The 15,760-nt window shown below is 71.7% G+C and carries 18 protein-coding genes; 10 read left to right on the top strand and 8 right to left on the bottom strand.

Going from position 1 to position 15,760, the window contains the following annotated elements; genetic code table 11:
• Positions 1-104 precede the first annotated feature (104 nt).
• The 5 genes from rplI to ABT324_RS16840 all read right to left on the bottom strand — a co-directional run bounded on the left by rplI (position 105) and on the right by ABT324_RS16840 (position 2,836).
• A complete protein-coding gene (gene rplI / locus ABT324_RS16860; protein ID WP_351177619.1) occupies positions 105-557 on the bottom strand; it encodes a 50S ribosomal protein L9 in 453 nt (150 codons plus the stop codon).
• Positions 558-576: 19 nt separating this feature from the next.
• Positions 577-813 (bottom strand): 30S ribosomal protein S18, encoded by a 237-nt coding sequence (gene rpsR, locus ABT324_RS16855; RefSeq protein WP_093151213.1) that lies wholly within the window; start codon positions 811-813, stop codon positions 577-579.
• A gap of 45 nt (positions 814-858) precedes the next feature.
• A complete protein-coding gene (locus tag ABT324_RS16850; RefSeq protein ID WP_150066011.1) occupies positions 859-1,341 on the bottom strand; it encodes a single-stranded DNA-binding protein in 483 nt (160 codons plus the stop codon).
• A gap of 41 nt (positions 1,342-1,382) precedes the next feature.
• On the bottom strand, positions 1,383-1,733 hold the full coding sequence (gene rpsF / locus ABT324_RS16845; RefSeq protein WP_150066010.1) for a 30S ribosomal protein S6: 351 nt from the start codon (positions 1,731-1,733) through the stop codon (positions 1,383-1,385).
• Between the two features lie 185 nt (positions 1,734-1,918).
• Positions 1,919-2,836, bottom strand: coding sequence for a hypothetical protein (locus ABT324_RS16840; protein WP_351177616.1), 918 nt, complete (start codon positions 2,834-2,836; stop codon positions 1,919-1,921).
• A 186-nt stretch (positions 2,837-3,022) separates the two neighbouring features.
• Here ABT324_RS16840 and ABT324_RS16835 point away from each other — a divergent pair, with 186 nt between their 5' ends.
• Together ABT324_RS16835 and ABT324_RS16830 are read left to right on the top strand one after the other, a co-directional pair.
• Entirely contained in the window at positions 3,023-3,790 is a 768-nt protein-coding gene (locus ABT324_RS16835; protein ID WP_351177613.1) for a deoxyribonuclease IV, read from the top strand.
• Between the two features lie 81 nt (positions 3,791-3,871).
• Positions 3,872-5,182 carry a glycosyltransferase family 87 protein gene (locus tag ABT324_RS16830; protein ID WP_351177610.1) on the top strand — a complete coding sequence of 437 codons (1,311 nt, stop codon included), beginning with the start codon at positions 3,872-3,874 and terminating at the stop codon, positions 5,180-5,182.
• On the opposite strand, the gene ABT324_RS16825 is transcribed toward ABT324_RS16830, so the two are convergent.
• On the bottom strand, positions 5,170-6,135 hold the full coding sequence (locus ABT324_RS16825) for a helix-turn-helix transcriptional regulator (RefSeq protein WP_351177607.1): 966 nt from the start codon (positions 6,133-6,135) through the stop codon (positions 5,170-5,172). The genes ABT324_RS16830 and ABT324_RS16825 overlap by 13 nt on opposite strands.
• A gap of 157 nt (positions 6,136-6,292) precedes the next feature.
• Here ABT324_RS16825 and ABT324_RS16820 point away from each other — a divergent pair, with 157 nt between their 5' ends.
• Positions 6,293-6,688: a DUF3224 domain-containing protein gene (locus ABT324_RS16820; RefSeq protein WP_351177604.1), complete on the top strand. Its 396-nt coding sequence runs from the start codon at positions 6,293-6,295 to the stop codon at positions 6,686-6,688.
• 65 nt (positions 6,689-6,753) lie between these two features.
• Here ABT324_RS16820 and ABT324_RS16815 read toward each other — a convergent pair whose 3' ends face one another.
• Together ABT324_RS16815 and ABT324_RS16810 are read right to left on the bottom strand one after the other, a co-directional pair.
• The gene (locus tag ABT324_RS16815) at positions 6,754-8,598 is read right to left on the bottom strand and encodes an acyl-CoA dehydrogenase (protein ID WP_351177602.1); all 1,845 of its coding nucleotides are present in this window, start codon (positions 8,596-8,598) and stop codon (positions 6,754-6,756) included.
• 143 nt (positions 8,599-8,741) lie between these two features.
• Positions 8,742-9,386 (bottom strand): biliverdin-producing heme oxygenase, encoded by a 645-nt coding sequence (locus ABT324_RS16810; RefSeq protein ID WP_351177599.1) that lies wholly within the window; start codon positions 9,384-9,386, stop codon positions 8,742-8,744.
• Positions 9,387-9,560: 174 nt separating this feature from the next.
• Here ABT324_RS16810 and ABT324_RS16805 point away from each other — a divergent pair, with 174 nt between their 5' ends.
• From ABT324_RS16805 to ABT324_RS16775, 7 genes are all read left to right on the top strand, one after another.
• Positions 9,561-10,316: a MerR family transcriptional regulator gene (locus ABT324_RS16805; RefSeq protein WP_351177597.1), complete on the top strand. Its 756-nt coding sequence runs from the start codon at positions 9,561-9,563 to the stop codon at positions 10,314-10,316.
• A 176-nt stretch (positions 10,317-10,492) separates the two neighbouring features.
• Positions 10,493-10,936, top strand: a complete 444-nt coding sequence (locus ABT324_RS16800) for a fluoride efflux transporter FluC (RefSeq protein ID WP_351177594.1) — start codon at positions 10,493-10,495, stop codon at positions 10,934-10,936.
• Entirely contained in the window at positions 10,936-11,277 is a 342-nt protein-coding gene (locus ABT324_RS16795; RefSeq protein ID WP_351177707.1) for a DUF190 domain-containing protein, read from the top strand. The genes ABT324_RS16800 and ABT324_RS16795 overlap by 1 nt, the downstream gene beginning before the upstream one ends.
• A complete protein-coding gene (crcB, locus tag ABT324_RS16790) occupies positions 11,274-11,648 on the top strand; it encodes a fluoride efflux transporter CrcB (RefSeq protein ID WP_351177591.1) in 375 nt (124 codons plus the stop codon). Before ABT324_RS16795 ends, crcB begins: the two co-directional genes overlap by 4 nt.
• Before the next feature lie 61 nt (positions 11,649-11,709).
• Positions 11,710-12,057 carry a cupin domain-containing protein gene (locus ABT324_RS16785; RefSeq protein ID WP_351177588.1) on the top strand — a complete coding sequence of 116 codons (348 nt, stop codon included), beginning with the start codon at positions 11,710-11,712 and terminating at the stop codon, positions 12,055-12,057.
• On the top strand, positions 12,057-13,379 hold the full coding sequence (locus tag ABT324_RS16780; protein ID WP_351177585.1) for an MBL fold metallo-hydrolase: 1,323 nt from the start codon (positions 12,057-12,059) through the stop codon (positions 13,377-13,379). The genes ABT324_RS16785 and ABT324_RS16780 overlap by 1 nt, the downstream gene beginning before the upstream one ends.
• Positions 13,380-13,459: 80 nt before the next feature.
• Positions 13,460-15,760, top strand: a complete 2,301-nt coding sequence (locus ABT324_RS16775; RefSeq protein WP_351177582.1) for a LuxR C-terminal-related transcriptional regulator — start codon at positions 13,460-13,462, stop codon at positions 15,758-15,760.

Genomic DNA, 15,760 nt, shown 5'->3' with positions numbered 1-15,760 from the left:
CTCGTCGTCACCGCCACCGCCGGTGCGCGCGCCTACCGCGGCACCGCCACCCGTCCCCGGAGGTCGGGGTGGGCGGTGCCGCGGGGCGAACCGGTGCTACCGGGTCACTGCTCCTTGGTGACCTGGACGGCGACGTTGGCCGACACGTCCGGGTGCAGCTGCACGTCGACGACGTGCTTGCCCAGCGACTTGATGTGGCCGCGCAGGCTGACCGAACGCTTGTCCAGGTTCGGGCCACCGGCCTTGCGGACCGCGGCGACGACGTCGCCGGTGGTGATCGAGCCGAACAGCTTGCCCTGCGGCGAGACCTTGGCGGTCAGGGTGACCCCGCCGAGGTTCTGCAGCTGCTGCTTGAGCTCGTGGGCGTGCTCCAGGTTCCGCACCCGGCGGTTCTCCTGGACGCGGCGGATCGTCTCGATCTGCTTCTGTGCGCCCTTGGTGGCCACGATGGCCAGGCCCTTGGGCAGCAGGTAGTTGCGCGCGTAGCCGTCCTTGACCTCGACGATGTCACCGGACTCGCCGAGGTTGGAGACGTCAGCGGTGAGGATGATCTTCACGACGTGGCTCCTTTCCTGGTCAGCGAGCGGTCGAGGTGTAGGGCAGCAGCGCCATCTCGCGGGCGTTCTTCACCGCGATCGCGACGTCGCGCTGGTGCTGGCTGCAGTTGCCGGTCACGCGACGGGCACGGATCTTGCCGCGGTCGGAGATGTACTTCCGCAGCAGCGTCGTGTCCTTGTAGTCGATCTGCGCCGCCTTGTCCTTGCAGAAAACGCAGACCTTCTTCTTCGGCTTGCGCACGGGCGCCTTGGCCATCGGTCTTCCTCCTGAACGAAAACTTCGAGAGCGTTGTCGCCGCGGTTAGAACGGCGGCTCGTCGCTGAACCCACCGCCGGAACCGGCAGGTGGTGCGGAACCCCACGGGTCGTCGGCCGGCGGACCGGCCGGGCCGCCACCGCCGCTGAAGCCGCTGCCGCCCCGGCTGACCTTGTTGACCTTGGCGGTCGCGTAGCGCAGGGACGGACCGATCTCGTCGACCTCGAGCTCGACGACGGTGCGCTTCTCGCCCTCCTTCGTCTCGAAGGAGCGCTGGCGCAGCCTGCCCTGCACGACCACCCGCATGCCGCGGGTCAGCGACTCGGCCACGTTCTCCGCTGCCTGCCGCCAGATGTTGCAGCGCAGGAAGAGGGCTTCGCCGTCCTTCCACTCGCCGGTCTGGCGGTCGAAGGTCCGGGGCGTGGAGGCGACCGTGAAGTTCGCGACCGCGGCACCGGACGGGGTGAAGCGCAGCTCCGGGTCGGCGGTCAGGTTGCCGACCACCGTGATTACCGTTTCACCAGCCATGACCTGGGGACTCCAGTCTGGTCGTTAGCGGTTCGGGCCGGTCAGGCGTTGGCCTGAGCAGCGCGGGCCTTGGCGGCGCGCGCGGCCTTGCGGGGCTCGACGACCTTGCGCAGGACCTTGGTCCGCAGGATCGACTCGTTGAGGTTCAGCTGCCGGTCCAGCTCCTTGATGGTGGCCGGCTCGCTGTTGAGGTCCAGGACGACGTAGATGCCCTCGGAGTTCTTGTCGATCTCGTAGGACAGCCGACGGCGGCCCCAGACGTCGACCTTCTCGACGGTGCCACCGTCGTTGCGGACGACGTTGAGGAAGTTCTCCATGGACGGAGCGACGGTGCGCTCGTCCAGGCTCGGGTCCAGGATGACCATGAGCTCGTAATGACGCATGAAGACCATTCACCTCCTGTGGGCTCACGGCCATGGGCTCTCCATGGCAGGAGGGTCGTTCGCGTCGACGAACTGGACAAGGCTAGCAAGGCCCGCCGACAGCACCGACACCCCCACCACCAGCCGGGGTGGGCTTGCGGAGGCGCGCGATCCCAGTGGGGTTCAGGTGCCCGGTTCCCGGTGGAACCGGGTGGTCAGGAGCGGCGGAGGACCCAGCTGCGGACCAGGGCCGCGGTGGCGATCGCCAGGGCGATGGAGGCGAGCAGCACCGGGACCGCGACGCGCTCGGTGACCTCGGTGGGCAGCGCTTCGGCCCGGCCCGCGGCGCGGACCTCGTCCTGCTCCTCCCGCACCTTCCGCTGCTCGGCGTTCTGCTCGACCAGGTCGCCGATGTTGGGCGTCATGCCAGGTGCCTGGCCGTAGTGGCCCTGCAGCCAGGCCAGCTCCGAACCCCGCAGCTCGGGCGGCAGGACGCTCACCGCCGAGGGCGCTCCACCCGGCTGCGGGACGAAGGCCCTCGGGTCCGGTGGGAGCAGCTCCGGGCTGGGTTCGGGCGGCGGCGGGGGCGGCGGTTGCTCCGCCGACGGGGGTGGCGGCGGGGGCGGCTGCTCGGTGGAGGGCGGCGGGGGCGGCGGTGCTTCCTCCTCGGGCGCCTTGGCGCGCACGGTCACCGCGTTGCCGATGGCGACGAGGTTGGTGAAGTGCCAGCGCACCGAGTCGACCGCGTCCTCCGGCAGGCCGATCTCGGCGAGCCGGGGCCCGGCGGCCTCGGCGATCTTCTTGCCGGAGTAGAAGGTGCGGCCCTCGGGGGCCGCGCCGAGGGTGATCGGGGGCAGCTGCGCGAACCGCTCGCTGGCGTCCTTGGCCTTGCCGAAGGCCAGCGGCATGGCCAGCAGCACCGCCTCGCGGACCTTGAAGTCCAGGGTGCTGGGCCTGACCACGACCTGCTGGCCGGGCACGGCGTCGACGATGGCCAGGGGGGTGTCGACGACCAGCGGTTCGACGGCGTGCGCGGTCCCGGCACCGAGGAAGGTACTCGCGGTGAGGGTGAGGCCGACGAGCCCGGCCGCCAGGCCGCGGGCCTTCGGCTTGATCAGCGGGTTGGTCCCCATGGCTCGCCTCCCCAGGATCGCGGTTCGGGTGATCACTGTCCCAGACCTGAACCTCTCAGATCTGTACAACGGTTGAACACCGCCATTGGTGACGGCCTGGTTCCGTCCCACCGCGTGGAACCACCCGTCCGGCGGGACCGCGCCAGCCCGGGCGGGCGGCGTCGGCGGGGTGCCTAGACTTCGGGCATGCGTATCGGCGCCCACGTCCGCGATGACGACCCGTTGACCGCTGCCGCCGAGCGCGGTGCGGAGGTCGTGCAGTTCTTCCTCTCCGACCCGCAGGGCTGGAAGGCCCCGAAGCCGCACCCGCAGGCCGAGCAGCTGCGCAGCAGCGACCTGTCGGTGTTCATCCACGCGCCGTACGTGATCAACGTGGCGTCGTTGAACAACCGGATCCGGATCCCGTCGCGCAAGGCGGTCCTCCAGCAGGCCAAGGCGGCGGCCGAGGTCGGCGCGCAGGGGTTGATCGTGCACGGCGGGCACGTGACCAAGGACGACGACCCGGGCGAGGGCGTGGCGAACTGGCGCAAGCTGTTCGAGCGGCAGGCCGCCGACGGCGGGTTCGAGGTGCCGGTGCTGATCGAGAACACCGCGGGCGGGGCGAACGCGATGGCGCGGAAGTTCGACGCGCTGGCGCGGCTGTGGGATGCGGTCGGCGAGTTCGGCGCGGGGTTCTGCCTGGACACCTGCCACGCGCACGCGGCGGGCGAGGAGCTGCTGGACGTGGTGGAGCGGGTGAAGGCGATCACCGGTCGGATCGACCTGGTGCACCTGAACGACTCGCGGGACGAGTTCGGTTCCTCGCGGGACCGGCACGCCAACATCGGCGCGGGCACCATCGAGCCGGACCTGCTGGTGGCGGTGTGCGCGAGCGCGGGTGCCCCGGTGGTGGTGGAGACCCCGGCCGAGGGGCAGGCCGACGACATCGCCTTCCTGCGCGGCAAGGTGCAGTGATCGTTCCCCGGTGAGGGGGGCGCGACGGGTGGAGGGATCGGCATCAGCAGGACGGCTCGCGGGCTGACCATCTCCGGTCTGGTGGCGCTGTGCGTGCTGACCGCGCTGTCGTTGGCGCTGGGGTACGCGAACAAGGCGCGCTGCACCGGTCCGGAGTTCGACGAGTGGGGTCGTTCGGAGCCCGCGTACCAGGAGCGGGCGTACGGCGACGTCTGCTACTCCGACATCCAGAACCTGTGGATCGGCCGGGACATCGACCGGCACGTGTTCCCGTACGTGCACGGTGGGATCGATCCGGACGGTTCGCTGTACGGCGGGGTGGTCGAGTACCCGGTGCTGTCCGGGGTGCTGATGTGGGCGGGGGCGCTGTTCGTCGACACCGATGCGGGTTTCCTGGCGGCGTCGGCGTTGCTGATGGCCCCGTTCGGGCTCGCCACGGCTTGGTGGCTGGGCCGGTTGAGCGGGTGGCGCGCGCTGCTGTGGGCGTTGTCCCCGCCGCTGGTGCTGTACGCGTTCCACAACTGGGACTTGCCGGTGGTGGCGTGCGCGGTCGCGGCGGTGTTCGTGGTGCACCGGTGGACGTCGGTGTCGTTGCGGCGGCGCGCGACGGTGGCCGCGGTGGTCTTGGGGCTCGGGTTCGCGCTGAAGCTCTACCCGGCGTTGTTCGTGCTGCCGCTGGCGTTGCACGTGCTGACCAGTGGGCGCGAGCGGTGGGACGTGCGCGGCGCGCTGCAGGTGGTGGGGGCTTCGGTGGCCACCGCGGTGGTGGTGAACGTGCCGTTCGTGATCGCTGGGTTCGAGGGGTGGGCGGCGTCGTTCGAGTTCCAGTCGCGGCGACAGGTGGACCTCAGCACGAACTCGATCTGGTACTGGGGTTTCCGGCACTGGACGGGTTCGGCGGACTTCCAGTCGGCGATGGGCGTGGTGTCGCCACTGCTGGTGTTGTTGTCGTTCGCGATCGCCTGCGCGGTGGGGTGGTTGCGGTTCGAGCGGTGCGGGACCTACCCGTGGGTGCCGGTGTCGGCGGCGATGCTGTGCGGTTTCCTGCTGCTGCACAAGGTGCACTCGCCGCAGTACACGTTGTGGTTGCTGCCGTTCTTCGTGCTGGTGAACGTGCGCTGGGGGTGGATCGCGGCGTACCTGGTGGCGGACGTGGCGATGGGGATCAGCATCTTCCGCTGGCTGTACCTGAACTCGGCCGGTGAGGCCAGCGGCATCCACGACGGCTTCACGGCGCAGGCGTTGATGATCGGGGTGTGGGGCCGGGCGGCGCTGCTGGTCGGGTTGTTCGTCGCGTTCCTGGCCGCTCGGTCCACTGTGGATGATTCGCGGGCCGCGGCGTTGCCGGGGCGGCCAGCTCCCGGGGTGCGGGCCGGGGTTCAGCGGGCGTAGCGGGCCGCGAGGGTGGTGACGGCCTCCGCGACGGCGGCGCGGAGTTCGGGTGGCGCGAGGACTTCGGCGTGCGCGGCGAGGCGGAGGACGTCGTGGACGGCGACGGCGGTCTTCTCGACCGGCAGGTCGACCTCCACCCAGCCGTGCTCGTCCGGTGGGCCGGACTCGGCCAGGGCTCGGGCGCCCTTCGTGCCGAACTGCGCGGGCAGGAGTTGCTGCGCGGTCGGTGAGATCCGCAGCCGGGCGGTGCCGCGCACCATCGAGGCCTCCATCCGGCGGGAGGATTCCGCCCAGCTCGCGGCGAGGTCGAAGCCCGCCGGGCGGGTGAAGGTCGCGCCCGTGGTCCGCACGTCGAGGAAGCGCGAGATGCGGTAGGTGCGGATGGCTTCTTCGGCGCGGGCCACCAGGTACCAGATGCCGCCCTTGAGCACGATGCCGAGCGGGTGGAGCTCGCGGTGCACCTCGCCGTTCCAGCGGCGGTAGTGCGCGTGCAGGACGCGCTGCTCCCAGACCGCGCGGGCGATCTCGGCCAGGTGCGGCACCTCGTCGGCGTCGCGGAACCAGCCGGGTGCGTCGAGGTGGAAGCGGTCCTGGATGCGGCGGGTCCGCTCGGCCAGCTCCGCGGGTAGCGCGGCCTGCACCTTCAGCTGCGCGGTGGCCAGCACGGCGCCGAGGCCGAGGTCGCGGGCCGGGCCGGGGGCGCCGGACAGGAACAGGGATCCGGCTTCGGCGTCGGTGAGGCCGGTGAGGCGGGTGCGGTAGCCGTCGAGCAGGCGGTAGCCGCCGTCGGGGCCGCGGTCGGCGCAGACCGGCACGCCTGCCGCGCCGAGGGCTTCGACGTCGCGGTAGACGGTGCGGACCGACACCTCCAGCTCGGCGGCCAGTTCGGGGGCGGTCATCCGGCCGCGGTTCTGCAGCAGCAGGAGGAGGGTGAGCAGGCGGTCGGCGCGCATGCCGAGGATCTTGCCGCGCGTACCTGACAGGAGGTGTCAGGTTCGACATCGATGCTGGTCGCGCCCCGATGGACCGCGCCATGGGTGGTTCCCACCGGAATCACGTGGTCCAGGGGCGCACGGCCGCTCAGCGGCAGCACCGATCGAGAGGAACTCCATGCAGACCACTGGCCACTTCACCGTCGCCCGCTGGGACGAGCGCACCGTCGGGACGGATGAGCACCCGAAGCTCGCGCAGGCGTCGATCACCAACACCTTCACCGGTGGCATCGAGGCGGGCGAGGTGGCCTGCGAGTACACCCTCGTCTACAGCGAGGACCTGACCGGCGCGTTCACCGGGGTGCAGCTCGTCCGCGGCGCCGTCGACGGGCGGGAGGGGTCCTTCGCGCTCCAGGAGCGCGGCCACTTCGGCGCGGACGGCGGGATCCGCAGCACCTTCGAGGTGGTGCCCGGTTCGGGCACCGGTGAGCTGGCCGGGCTGCACGGCACCGGCGAGTACACCGCCGAGCACGGGGTGCGCGCGGTGCCGTTCACCTTCGACTACGAGTTGTGAGCAACGACTTCGGGCGCAGTTCCGGGGAGGAACTGCGCCCGAGGCCGGGGGTCCACCGCGGTGGGTCAGAAGACGGACTCGTCGAGCTCCATCAGCGAGTTGTCGGCTGCCTCGATGATCTTGCGGCGACCGGTCAGCTCCGGCAGCACGTTCTTGGCGAAGAACCGGGCCACCGCGACCTTGCCCTGGTAGAAGGACTCGTCCTTGGCGGAGGCACCGGCGTCCAGCGCGGCCAGCGCGATCTCGGCCTGCCGCAGCAGCAGCCAGCCGATGAGCAGGTCACCCATGCTCATCAGGAACGACACGGCGTGCTGGCCGACCTTGTAGATGTTCTTGACGTCCTCCTGCGAGGAGGTCAGGAACTCGATCATCGTGCCGAGCATGCCCTGGGCGTCCTGCAGCGCCCGGGCGACCAGTGCGCGCTCCTCCTTGAGCCGCTCGTCGGCGCCCTCGGCCTCCAGGGTGGCCTGGATCTCGGCGGCGACGTGGCCGACCGCGGCACCGTTGTTGCGCACGATCTTGCGGAAGAAGAAGTCCTGCGCCTGGATCGCGGTGGTGCCCTCGTACAGGCTGTCGATCTTGGAGTCGCGGATGTACTGCTCGATCGGGTAGTCCTGCAGGAAGCCGGAACCGCCCAGGGTCTGCAGCGACAGGGCCAGCATCTCGTAGGCCCGCTCCGAGCCGACGCCCTTGACGATCGGCAGCAGCAGGTCGTTGACCTGCTCGGCGGTGCTGAAGTCGGTGCCGTCGTGCTGCCCCTGGGCGACCTGGTCCTGGAAGTTCGCGGTGTAGAGGTACACCGCCCGCAGGCCCTCCGCGTAGGCCTTCTGCAGCATCAGGATGCGCCGCACGTCGGGGTGGTTGGTGATGGTGACGCGCGGGGCGGTCTTGTCCGCGGCCCGGGTCAGGTCCGCGCCCTGCACGCGCTCCTTGGCGTAGTCCAGCGCGTTGAGGTAGCCGGTGGACAGGGTGCCGATGGCCTTGGTGCCGACCATCATCCGGGCGTACTCGATGACCTGGAACATCTGCGCGATGCCGTCGTGCACCTCGCCGAGCAGCCAGCCCTTGGCCGGGACGCCGTGCTGGCCGAAGGTCAGCTCGCAGGTGGCCGAGGCGTTGAGGCCCATCTTGTGCTCGACGTTGGTGACGAAGGCGCCGTTGCGCTCGCCGGGCTCACCGGTGCTGCTGTCGAAGTGGAACTTGGGCACCAGGAACAGGCTCAAACCCTTGGTGCCGGGCTTGGGCTCGATGCCGGGGCCCTCGGGGCGGGCCAGCACCAGGTGCATGATGTTCTCGGTCATGTCCTGGTCGGCGGAGGTGATGAACCGCTTGACGCCCTCGAGGTGCCAGGAGCCGTCCTCCTGCTTGACCGCCTTGGTGCGACCGGCACCGACGTCGGAGCCCGCGTCGGGCTCGGTGAGCACCATGGTGGCGCCCCAACCGCGCTCGATCATCAGCTCGGCCCAGCGGCGCTGCTCCTCGGTGCCGTTGCGCCACAGGATCGTCGCGAAGTTCGGGCCCGCCATGTACATGTAGATCGCCGGGTTGGCGCCGAGGATGAGCTCGGCGGCCGACCAGATCACGCTCGGCGGGGTGCCGTAGCCGCCGAGCTCGTCCGGCAGGCTCAGCCGCCACCACTCGCCGTCGATGACGGCCTGGTAGGACTTCTTGAAGCCCTCGGGCAGGGTCACCGAGTGGGTGGCCGGGTCGAACTGGGCCGGGTTGCGGTCGCCCTCCACGAAGGACTCGGCCAGGGGCCCGGTGGCGAGCTCGTTGAGTTCGGTGAGCACGCCGCGCACGGTGTCCTCGTCGGACTGCTCGAAGGCGCCCTTGCCCAGCCGTTCCTGCACCTTGAACAGCTCGAACAGGTTGAACTCGAGGTCTCGTACGTTGCTCTTGTAGTGGCCCATGGAAAGGCTCCCTCTTGCACGCTGCTGCGGGTGGGCCCGGCTCGAGCCCTTACTCGTCGGTAACAAGAGGGTATTACCTGACGGTAACTTCTGCCAAGGCGGTCTTCGCTACACCACCCGGGCGGGCCAGCTGAGCTGGTCGTTCACCGCTGCCGCGGGATCAGCAGGTAGCTCAGCCCAGCGAGGACGCGCGTGTTGTGCGCGTAGGCGCGCTTGACCTCAGCCACGATCCGATCCTCCTCGGCCGCGTCCCAGCCCGCAGTGTCCAGGAGGGTGCGGTAGGCGGCCTTGAACCGCGGGCCGTCCGGGATCCGCTCGAAGGTCAGGAACGCGGAACCAGCCTCCGCCCGCTCCAGGCAGCGGCGCAGGACCTGCCCACCGGAGAGGTCACCGAGGTAGCGGGTGTAGTGGTGCGCGACGAAGCCACCCGGCCAGTCGAAGCAGGTCTCGCGCATCCGCACCCGGTACTCCTCGGTGGCGGCACTGGGCGTGATCTTGCGGCGCCAACCGCGACCGAAGTAGTGCTGCAGGTCGGTCTCCAGCGCGGGCAGCCGCCGCAGGCGGTCGCTGACGAAGGGGCCGGCGACCAGGTCGCTGCGCATCCGCTCGGCAGCCGCCTCCAGCACCTCGTAGGCGAAGTAGTGCTGGGCGAGCAGCACCGCGAAGTCCTCGCCCCCGAGCTCACCGGCCAGCAGCGCGCGGACGAAGGGTTGGGCGTGCGCCCGCTCGTGCTCCACCCGGGTCTCCGAGTGCAGCCGTCGCGCGAAGTCGGTGCGGACCGGGACCATCGACTCCTCCTTTGTTAGGTAAGCCTTACTTAACATCGACTCTAGATCGCGGGGCCCGCCCTGCCAAGCGCCCACCTCCGGTGACCTCGGCCACGTCCGGGCGGACGCGGCACAATCCGGCTTGACCCTCACGTTGCGTGAGGCCACAGGCTCGTCCCCGAGGAGGTGAGGACCGTGCCCTACTCGGTCGGCGAAGCGGCCCGGATCTCCGGCGTGACCGTGCGGACCCTGCACCACTACGACGAGATCGGACTGCTCACCCCGAGCGCCCGGACGGCCGCGGGCTACCGCAGCTACTCCGACGCGGACCTGGACCGGCTGCGCCGGATCCTCGGGTACCGGGCGATGGACCTCGGCCTCGACGAGATCGCGACCGTCCTCGACACAGGCACCGCGCGCGCCCACCTGGAGCGGCAGCGGGAACTGCTGCTGGAGCGCATCGAACGGCTGCAGCGGATGGTCGCGGCAGTGGACCGCGAACTGGAGGCGAGCACGATGGGCGTCAACCTGACGCAGCAGGAGAAGTTCGAGCTGTTCGGCGACTTCGACCCGGACGACCACGCGGCGGAGGCCGAGCAGCGCTGGGGCGGCGGCGAGGCGTACCGCCAGTCCCAGCAGCGGATGAGCCGCTACACCAAACAGGACTGGCAGCGCTTCATGGCCGAGCAGCAGGAGGTCGGCGAGCGGCTGGCGGAGGCCAAGCGCTCCGGCGCGGCCCCGGACAGCGACCGGGCGATGGACCTGGCGGAACAGCACCGCCAGCACATCACGAAGTGGTGCTACGACTGCACGTACGAGATCCACCGGGGCCTCGGCGACATGTACGTGGCGGACGAGCGCTTCACGGCGACGTACGAAGGACTCGAGCCCGGCCTGGCGGACTACATCCGCGCGGCGATCCACGCCAACGCCGACCGGGCCGAGGCCTGACCACCAGGCCCCGCCCGGACCCGGACCACCTGCGGTCGTCCCACCAGGACGACCTCGGAGTGCCGGCGCGGAAGGACTCGCGGTGGCGAGGGATCAAGGGGAGTTGCACGGGGTGGGGGCCGTCGGATTGGGGGTACCGTTCGTGGGGAGACGGTGAGCAGCGGCGGGGAGGGGTTATGGGGTCCGCTTTCCCCGCGGAGCTGCGTTCGGCGGGCAAGGCCCGGACGCGTCCGGCGTGGGACGTCCTCGCGGTGGTCGGCGCGGGCGGTGCCGTCGGCGCCGTGCTGCGCTACGGCGCCTACCTCACCTGGCCGGGCCCGCTGTCGACCCTGCTGGTCAACGTGGTCGGCTGCGCGGCCATCGGCGTGCTGATGCTCGTCATCACCGACCTGGTCACCGCGCACCGGCTGGTCCGGCCGTTCCTGGGCGTCGGGGTGCTGGGCGGGTTCACCACGTTCTCCACCTACGTCGCCGACGCCGTGCACCTGGTACTCGACGGGCGGCCCGCGCTCGCCCTCGCCTACCTGACCGGGACCGTGCTGGCCTGCCTGCTGGCGGTGGCCGCCGGGCTGCTCGCCGCCCGGTCGGTGGCCCGCGCGTTCGGGCGGGTGAGCCGGTGATGCGGCTGCGCGGCCAGGGGCTCCGGCTCACCGCGATCGTCGGCGAGACCGACACCTACCAGCACAAACCGCTCTACCACGAGATCGTGCGGCGGGCCAGGGAGGCCGGGCTGGCGGGGGCTTCGGTGTTTCGCGGCGTGGAGGGGTTCGGGGCGTCCTCGGCGATCCACACCGCGCGGCTGCTGTCGCTGAGCGAGGACCTGCCGGTCGCGGTGGTGATCGTCGACGACGAGCAGCGGGTGCGCGACTTCCTGCCCGAGCTCGACGAGCTGGTCACCGAGGGGTTGGTGCTGCTCGACGAGGTCGAGGTGATCCGGTACGCCGGGCGGGAGCGGCCGTGAGCTTCCTGCTCGTCGCGGTCGGTGGCGCTCTGGGTGCCTGCCTGCGGTTCCTCACCGACCGCTGGGTGCAGGCCCGCCACGACACCGGTTTCCCGTGGGGCACCCTGGCGGTCAACGCGCTCGGTTCGCTCGTCCTCGGCGTCCTCACCGGACTGGCGCTGTTCGGGGTGCAGGCGCCGGAGCTGCAGGCGCTGCTGGGCGTCGGGTTCTGCGGGGCCCTGACCACCTTCAGCACGTTCGGCTACGAGAGCGTGCGGCTGCTGACCGACGGCGCACGGCTGTACGCGGTGCTCAACGTGCTCGGTTCGGTGCTCGCCGGGATCGGTTCCGGGGTGCTCGGCGTGGTGCTGGCCGCCGCGGCCCTGGCCTGATCGCGCTGCCCCACCGGGCGGGCGGCGGGAGAATCGGGGCACACGCGGGGAGGTGGATCCGATGAGCGACACCACGATCACCAAGGTGGACGGTGCGCACTCGCCGCGCGGCTCCCAGGGCCAGTACTACCTCGCCGAGGGCGTCGGCCTGGCGATGCGGCTGTGGCGCGGGGAACCGTCCGGCGTGGAGAAGGAGCCGACCACCCGGGACTACGAGACCGCCGGCTACGTGATCAGCGGCCGCGCGGAGCTGCACAGCGAGGGCCAGGTGGTGCTGCTGAGCCCCGGGGACTCCTGGATCGTCCCGAAGGGCGCCGAGCACCACTACAAGATCCTCGAGGAGTTCACCGCCGTCGAGGCCACGCACCCGCCGGCCCAGGTCCACGGCCGGGACGAGAAGTCCGCCTGATGGTGGAGGTCGAAGCCGTCGAGACCGCTTCGCTGGGCGATCGCAGCTACCTGGTCTGCGACGGCGGGCGGGCGGCGGTGGTCGACCCGCAGCGCGACGTCGACCGATACCTCGCCGCCGCGGGTCGGCGCGGGGTGCGCATCACCCGCGTGCTGGAGACCCACCTGCACCACGACCACCTCTCCGGGGGCTTGGAGCTGTGCCGGTTGACCGGCGCGGAGTACGGCATCGCGGCGGATGACGGGGTGCCGTTCGCGCGGCCGCTGGCCGAGGGCGACGTGCTGGAGGTGTCGCCGCAGGTGCGGCTGCGGGTGCTGGCCACGCCCGGGCACACCTTCCACCACCTGGCCTACGTGCTGGAGAACGCCGGAGGCGCGGTCGGGGTGTTCACCGGCGGCTCGCTGCTGGTCGGCTCCACCGGGCGCACCGACCTGCTCGGCCAGCACCACAGCGAGGACCTCGCCCGGTTGCAGCACGCCTCCCTGCGCAAGCTCGCCGAGCTCCTGCCGGAGCAGGCGCGGGTCTGGCCCGCGCACGGTTCCGGGAGCAGCGCGACGATCGGCCAGCAGTTGAAGGTCAACACCGCGTTCCACCTCGACGAGGACGGTTTCGTCGAGCACGCCCTCACCGAGCTGGACCCGCTCCCCGACTACTTCGCGCGGCTGGGGCCGCGGAACCGGGCCGGGCCGGACCCGGTCGACCTGCGCGAACCGGCCCGGCTGCGGTCCGCCGAGCTGGCCCGGCAGCTGCGCACCGGGGACTGGGTGGTCGACCTGCGCCCCCGCCGCGAGTTCTCGCGCGCGCACCTGGCGGGCGCGATCTCGTTGGGCCTGGACGGTCCGCTGGCGCGCTGGCTGGGCTGGCTGGTAGACCCGGCCGACCCGGTGACCCTGGTGGGCGGGACGCCCGAGCAGGTCGCCGCGGCCCAGCGGGAGCTGGTGCGCATCGGCCTCGACCGCACGACGGCGGCGGTGGGTGCCCCGGACGAGCTGGCCGCGGGCCCAAACCTGGTGCGCGGCATGCCGTCGGCGTCCTTCGCCGACCTCGCCGAGGCGGGACCGGGAACGGTGGTGCTGGACGTGCGGATGCGCCGGGAGTGGCGCACCTGCCACTTGGTCGGCGCCGCGCACATCCCGCTGTTCCAGCTCCGCGACCGCTCCCACGAGCTGCCCGACGGCGTGGTGTGGGTGTACTGCAGCGAGGGTTACCGGGCCGCGTTGGCCGCCTCGCTGCTGGCCCGCGAGGGGCGGGAGGTGGTGTTCGTGGACGAGGACTTCGCCGCGGCCCACCGGGCTGACCTCCCCCTCGCCTCCGACCGCTGACCGCCCGCTCCGGCTCGCCCCGCGCTGGTCCGGGCCTACACTCGGACACGTCGAACTTCCGGTGAGTGCGGGTGGTCGCGATGACAACCCGGCGGGTGGGCAGGCTTCCCGACGACCTGACGAGCTTCGTCGGGCGACGCGGAGCGATCACGCAGGTCAAGCGGCTGCTGTCGACCTCCCGGCTGGTGACCCTCACCGGCGTGGCCGGGGTCGGCAAGTCCCGCTTGGCCACCCGCGTCTCGCGCGACCTGCGCCGAGCCTTCCCGGACGGGATCTGGCTGGTGGAGCTGGGTGAGGTCCCGGCCCGCGGTGACTTCGCCCAAGCGCTGGTGAGCGGTCTCGGCCTGCACGGCGAGCAGACCGCCTCCGCCGAGGACGTGCTGGCCGAGCACCTGGCGGACAAGCGGATGCTGATCGTGCTGGACGGCTGCGAGCACCTGCTGGACGGGTGCGGTCCGCTGGTCGGCTGGCTGCTGGCGTCGGCCCCCGAGCTGCGCGTGCTGGTCACCTCGCGGGCCCCGCTGGCCATCGCCGGGGAGCAGGTGTGGTCGGTGCCGCCGATGCTGACGCCGCGGCTGGACCACCAGGGCCGGGTGGTGCAGCGGGCCGTCGGGCACGAGGCGCTGGAGCTGTTCGCCAACCGGGCGTCGGCGGTGCTGCCGACCTTCACCATCGGGCCGGACAACGAGGCCGACGTGGTCCGGCTGTGCCAGCAACTGGACGGGTTGCCGCTGGCGATCGAGCTGGCCGCGGTGTGGATGCGGTCGTTGTCGGTGTCCGAGGTCCTCGCCCGGCTCACCGACCGCTACCGGCTGCTGACCTCGGGGGACCGCAGCGCGGCGCCGCACCACCAGTCGCTGCGGGCGGCGATCGAGTGGAGCTACGGCCTGTGCTCCCCGGTGGAACAGGCGGTGTGGGCGCGGCTGTCGGTGTTCGCCGACGGCTTCGAGCTGGAGGCGGCCGAGGCCGTGTGCGTCGGCGACGGCGTGACCGTGGAGGACGTCTTCGTCGGGGTGGCCGGGCTGGTCGAGAAGTCCGTGCTGGTCAGGGAGGACCGGCAGGACTCGCGCACCCGCTACCGGCTGCTGCGGACGATCCGGGAGTACGGCCGGGAGCGGCTGGGCGGCGGCACCGAGGAGCTGGTGCTGCGCCGCCGCCACCGTGACCACTTCCTGCTGCTGGCCGAGCAGCTCGACGCGCAGTGGCTCGGACCGGACCAGGGGGAGTGGCTTTCCCGGCTGCGGTTGGACCGGGAGAACCTGCGCGCCGCGCTGAAGTTCTGCTGCACCGAGCCCGGCGAAGCCGACGAGGCGCTGCGCATGGCGGCGGCGCTGCGGTTCTACTGGATAGCCGGGACCTCCCTCCGGGAGGGCATCTCGTGGCTGGGCGAGGCGTTGCAGGCCTCCCCGGAGCCGAGCGCGCAGCGGGCCCGCGCGCTGCTGGTGGCCGCGCTGGTCAGCGGTTGGCAGGGGGATTGCGACGCGGCGCTGGACCTGCTGGCCGAGGCGCAGGGCGTGGCCAACCAGGTGCGGGCCGACGCGGTGCTGGCCCTGGTCCCGCACACCGCCGGGACCATCGACATGGTCCGCCACCACCACGGGCCCGCGCGGGCGCGGTTCACCGAGGCGTTGGAGCAGCTGGACGCCCTGCGCCACGACGGGCTGGCGGTGCTCAGCATGTCCGCCCTGGCGGTCCTGCAGGTGTTCGAGGGCGAGCTGCCGCGGGCGGTGGAGCTGTGCCACCGCTGCCAGGAGATCTGCGAGGAGCACGGGGACCAGTGGGTGCGGTCGTGGTGCGAGCTGGTGCTCGGGTTGGCCCGCTGGCAGCAGGGCGAGCACGACGCGGCCGTGTCCCACCTGCACCGGTGCCTGCGGATCAAGCACCAGTTCGGCGACGTGCTGGGCGCGCTGCTGGCGGTCGAGGTCGAGTCCTGGGTGGCCTCGGCGCAGGGCTGGGCGGCGCGGTCCGCGCAGCTGAGCGCCGCGGTGGGCCGGTTGTGGCAGCCGATCGGCAGCTATCTCTACGGCGTGCGCCGCTACCTGGCCTGGCACGCGGAGAACGAGGAGCGGCTCCGGAACGTGCTGCCCGCCGGGGAGCTGCGCGCGGCTCAGCGCCGAGGCGCGGAGTGCACGGTGGACGAGCTGGTCCAGTTCGCGCTCGGGGAGCGCAGCCCGGCGCCGCGGGCGGACGCGCCGGTGCGGCTGACGCCGCGGGAGCGCGAGGTGGCGCGGCTGGTGGCGCAGGGCCTGTCGAACCGGCAGATCGCCGAGCAGCTGGTGATCTCCAAGCGGACCTCGGACAGCCACATCGAGCACATCATGGCCAAGCTAGGCGTCACCTCGCGCGCGCAGATCGCGGTGTGGGTCGCCGAGCAGCCGTGA

Source organism: Saccharopolyspora sp. NPDC000359 (genome assembly GCF_040300525.1).
Classification (GTDB): Bacteria; Actinomycetota; Actinomycetes; order Mycobacteriales; family Pseudonocardiaceae; genus Saccharopolyspora.
This window is presented reverse-complemented; position numbering and strand designations above follow the sequence as displayed.

What these genes read in the sequence shown, in the direction of transcription:
- ABT324_RS16840 (WP_351177616.1), bottom strand. Translation starts at nt 2,836, where the DNA reads ATGGGGACCAACCCGCTGATCAAGCCGAAGGCCCGCGGCCTGGCGGCC.
- rpsF (WP_150066010.1), bottom strand. Translation starts at nt 1,733, where the DNA reads ATGGTCTTCATGCGTCATTACGAGCTCATGGTCATCCTGGACCCGAGC.
- ABT324_RS16850 (WP_150066011.1), bottom strand. Translation starts at nt 1,341, where the DNA reads ATGGCTGGTGAAACGGTAATCACGGTGGTCGGCAACCTGACCGCCGAC.
- ABT324_RS16825 (WP_351177607.1), bottom strand. Translation starts at nt 6,135, where the DNA reads ATGCGCGCCGACCGCCTGCTCACCCTCCTCCTGCTGCTGCAGAACCGC.
- ABT324_RS16800 (WP_351177594.1), top strand. Translation starts at nt 10,493, where the DNA reads ATGGGGTCCGCTTTCCCCGCGGAGCTGCGTTCGGCGGGCAAGGCCCGG.
- ABT324_RS16815 (WP_351177602.1), bottom strand. Translation starts at nt 8,598, where the DNA reads ATGGGCCACTACAAGAGCAACGTACGAGACCTCGAGTTCAACCTGTTC.
- ABT324_RS16795 (WP_351177707.1), top strand. Translation starts at nt 10,936, where the DNA reads ATGCGGCTGCGCGGCCAGGGGCTCCGGCTCACCGCGATCGTCGGCGAG.
- rpsR (WP_093151213.1), bottom strand. Translation starts at nt 813, where the DNA reads ATGGCCAAGGCGCCCGTGCGCAAGCCGAAGAAGAAGGTCTGCGTTTTC.
- ABT324_RS16810 (WP_351177599.1), bottom strand. Translation starts at nt 9,386, where the DNA reads ATGGTCCCGGTCCGCACCGACTTCGCGCGACGGCTGCACTCGGAGACC.
- ABT324_RS16780 (WP_351177585.1), top strand. Translation starts at nt 12,057, where the DNA reads ATGGTGGAGGTCGAAGCCGTCGAGACCGCTTCGCTGGGCGATCGCAGC.
- ABT324_RS16835 (WP_351177613.1), top strand. Translation starts at nt 3,023, where the DNA reads ATGCGTATCGGCGCCCACGTCCGCGATGACGACCCGTTGACCGCTGCC.
- ABT324_RS16785 (WP_351177588.1), top strand. Translation starts at nt 11,710, where the DNA reads ATGAGCGACACCACGATCACCAAGGTGGACGGTGCGCACTCGCCGCGC.
- ABT324_RS16775 (WP_351177582.1), top strand. Translation starts at nt 13,460, where the DNA reads ATGACAACCCGGCGGGTGGGCAGGCTTCCCGACGACCTGACGAGCTTC.
- ABT324_RS16820 (WP_351177604.1), top strand. Translation starts at nt 6,293, where the DNA reads ATGCAGACCACTGGCCACTTCACCGTCGCCCGCTGGGACGAGCGCACC.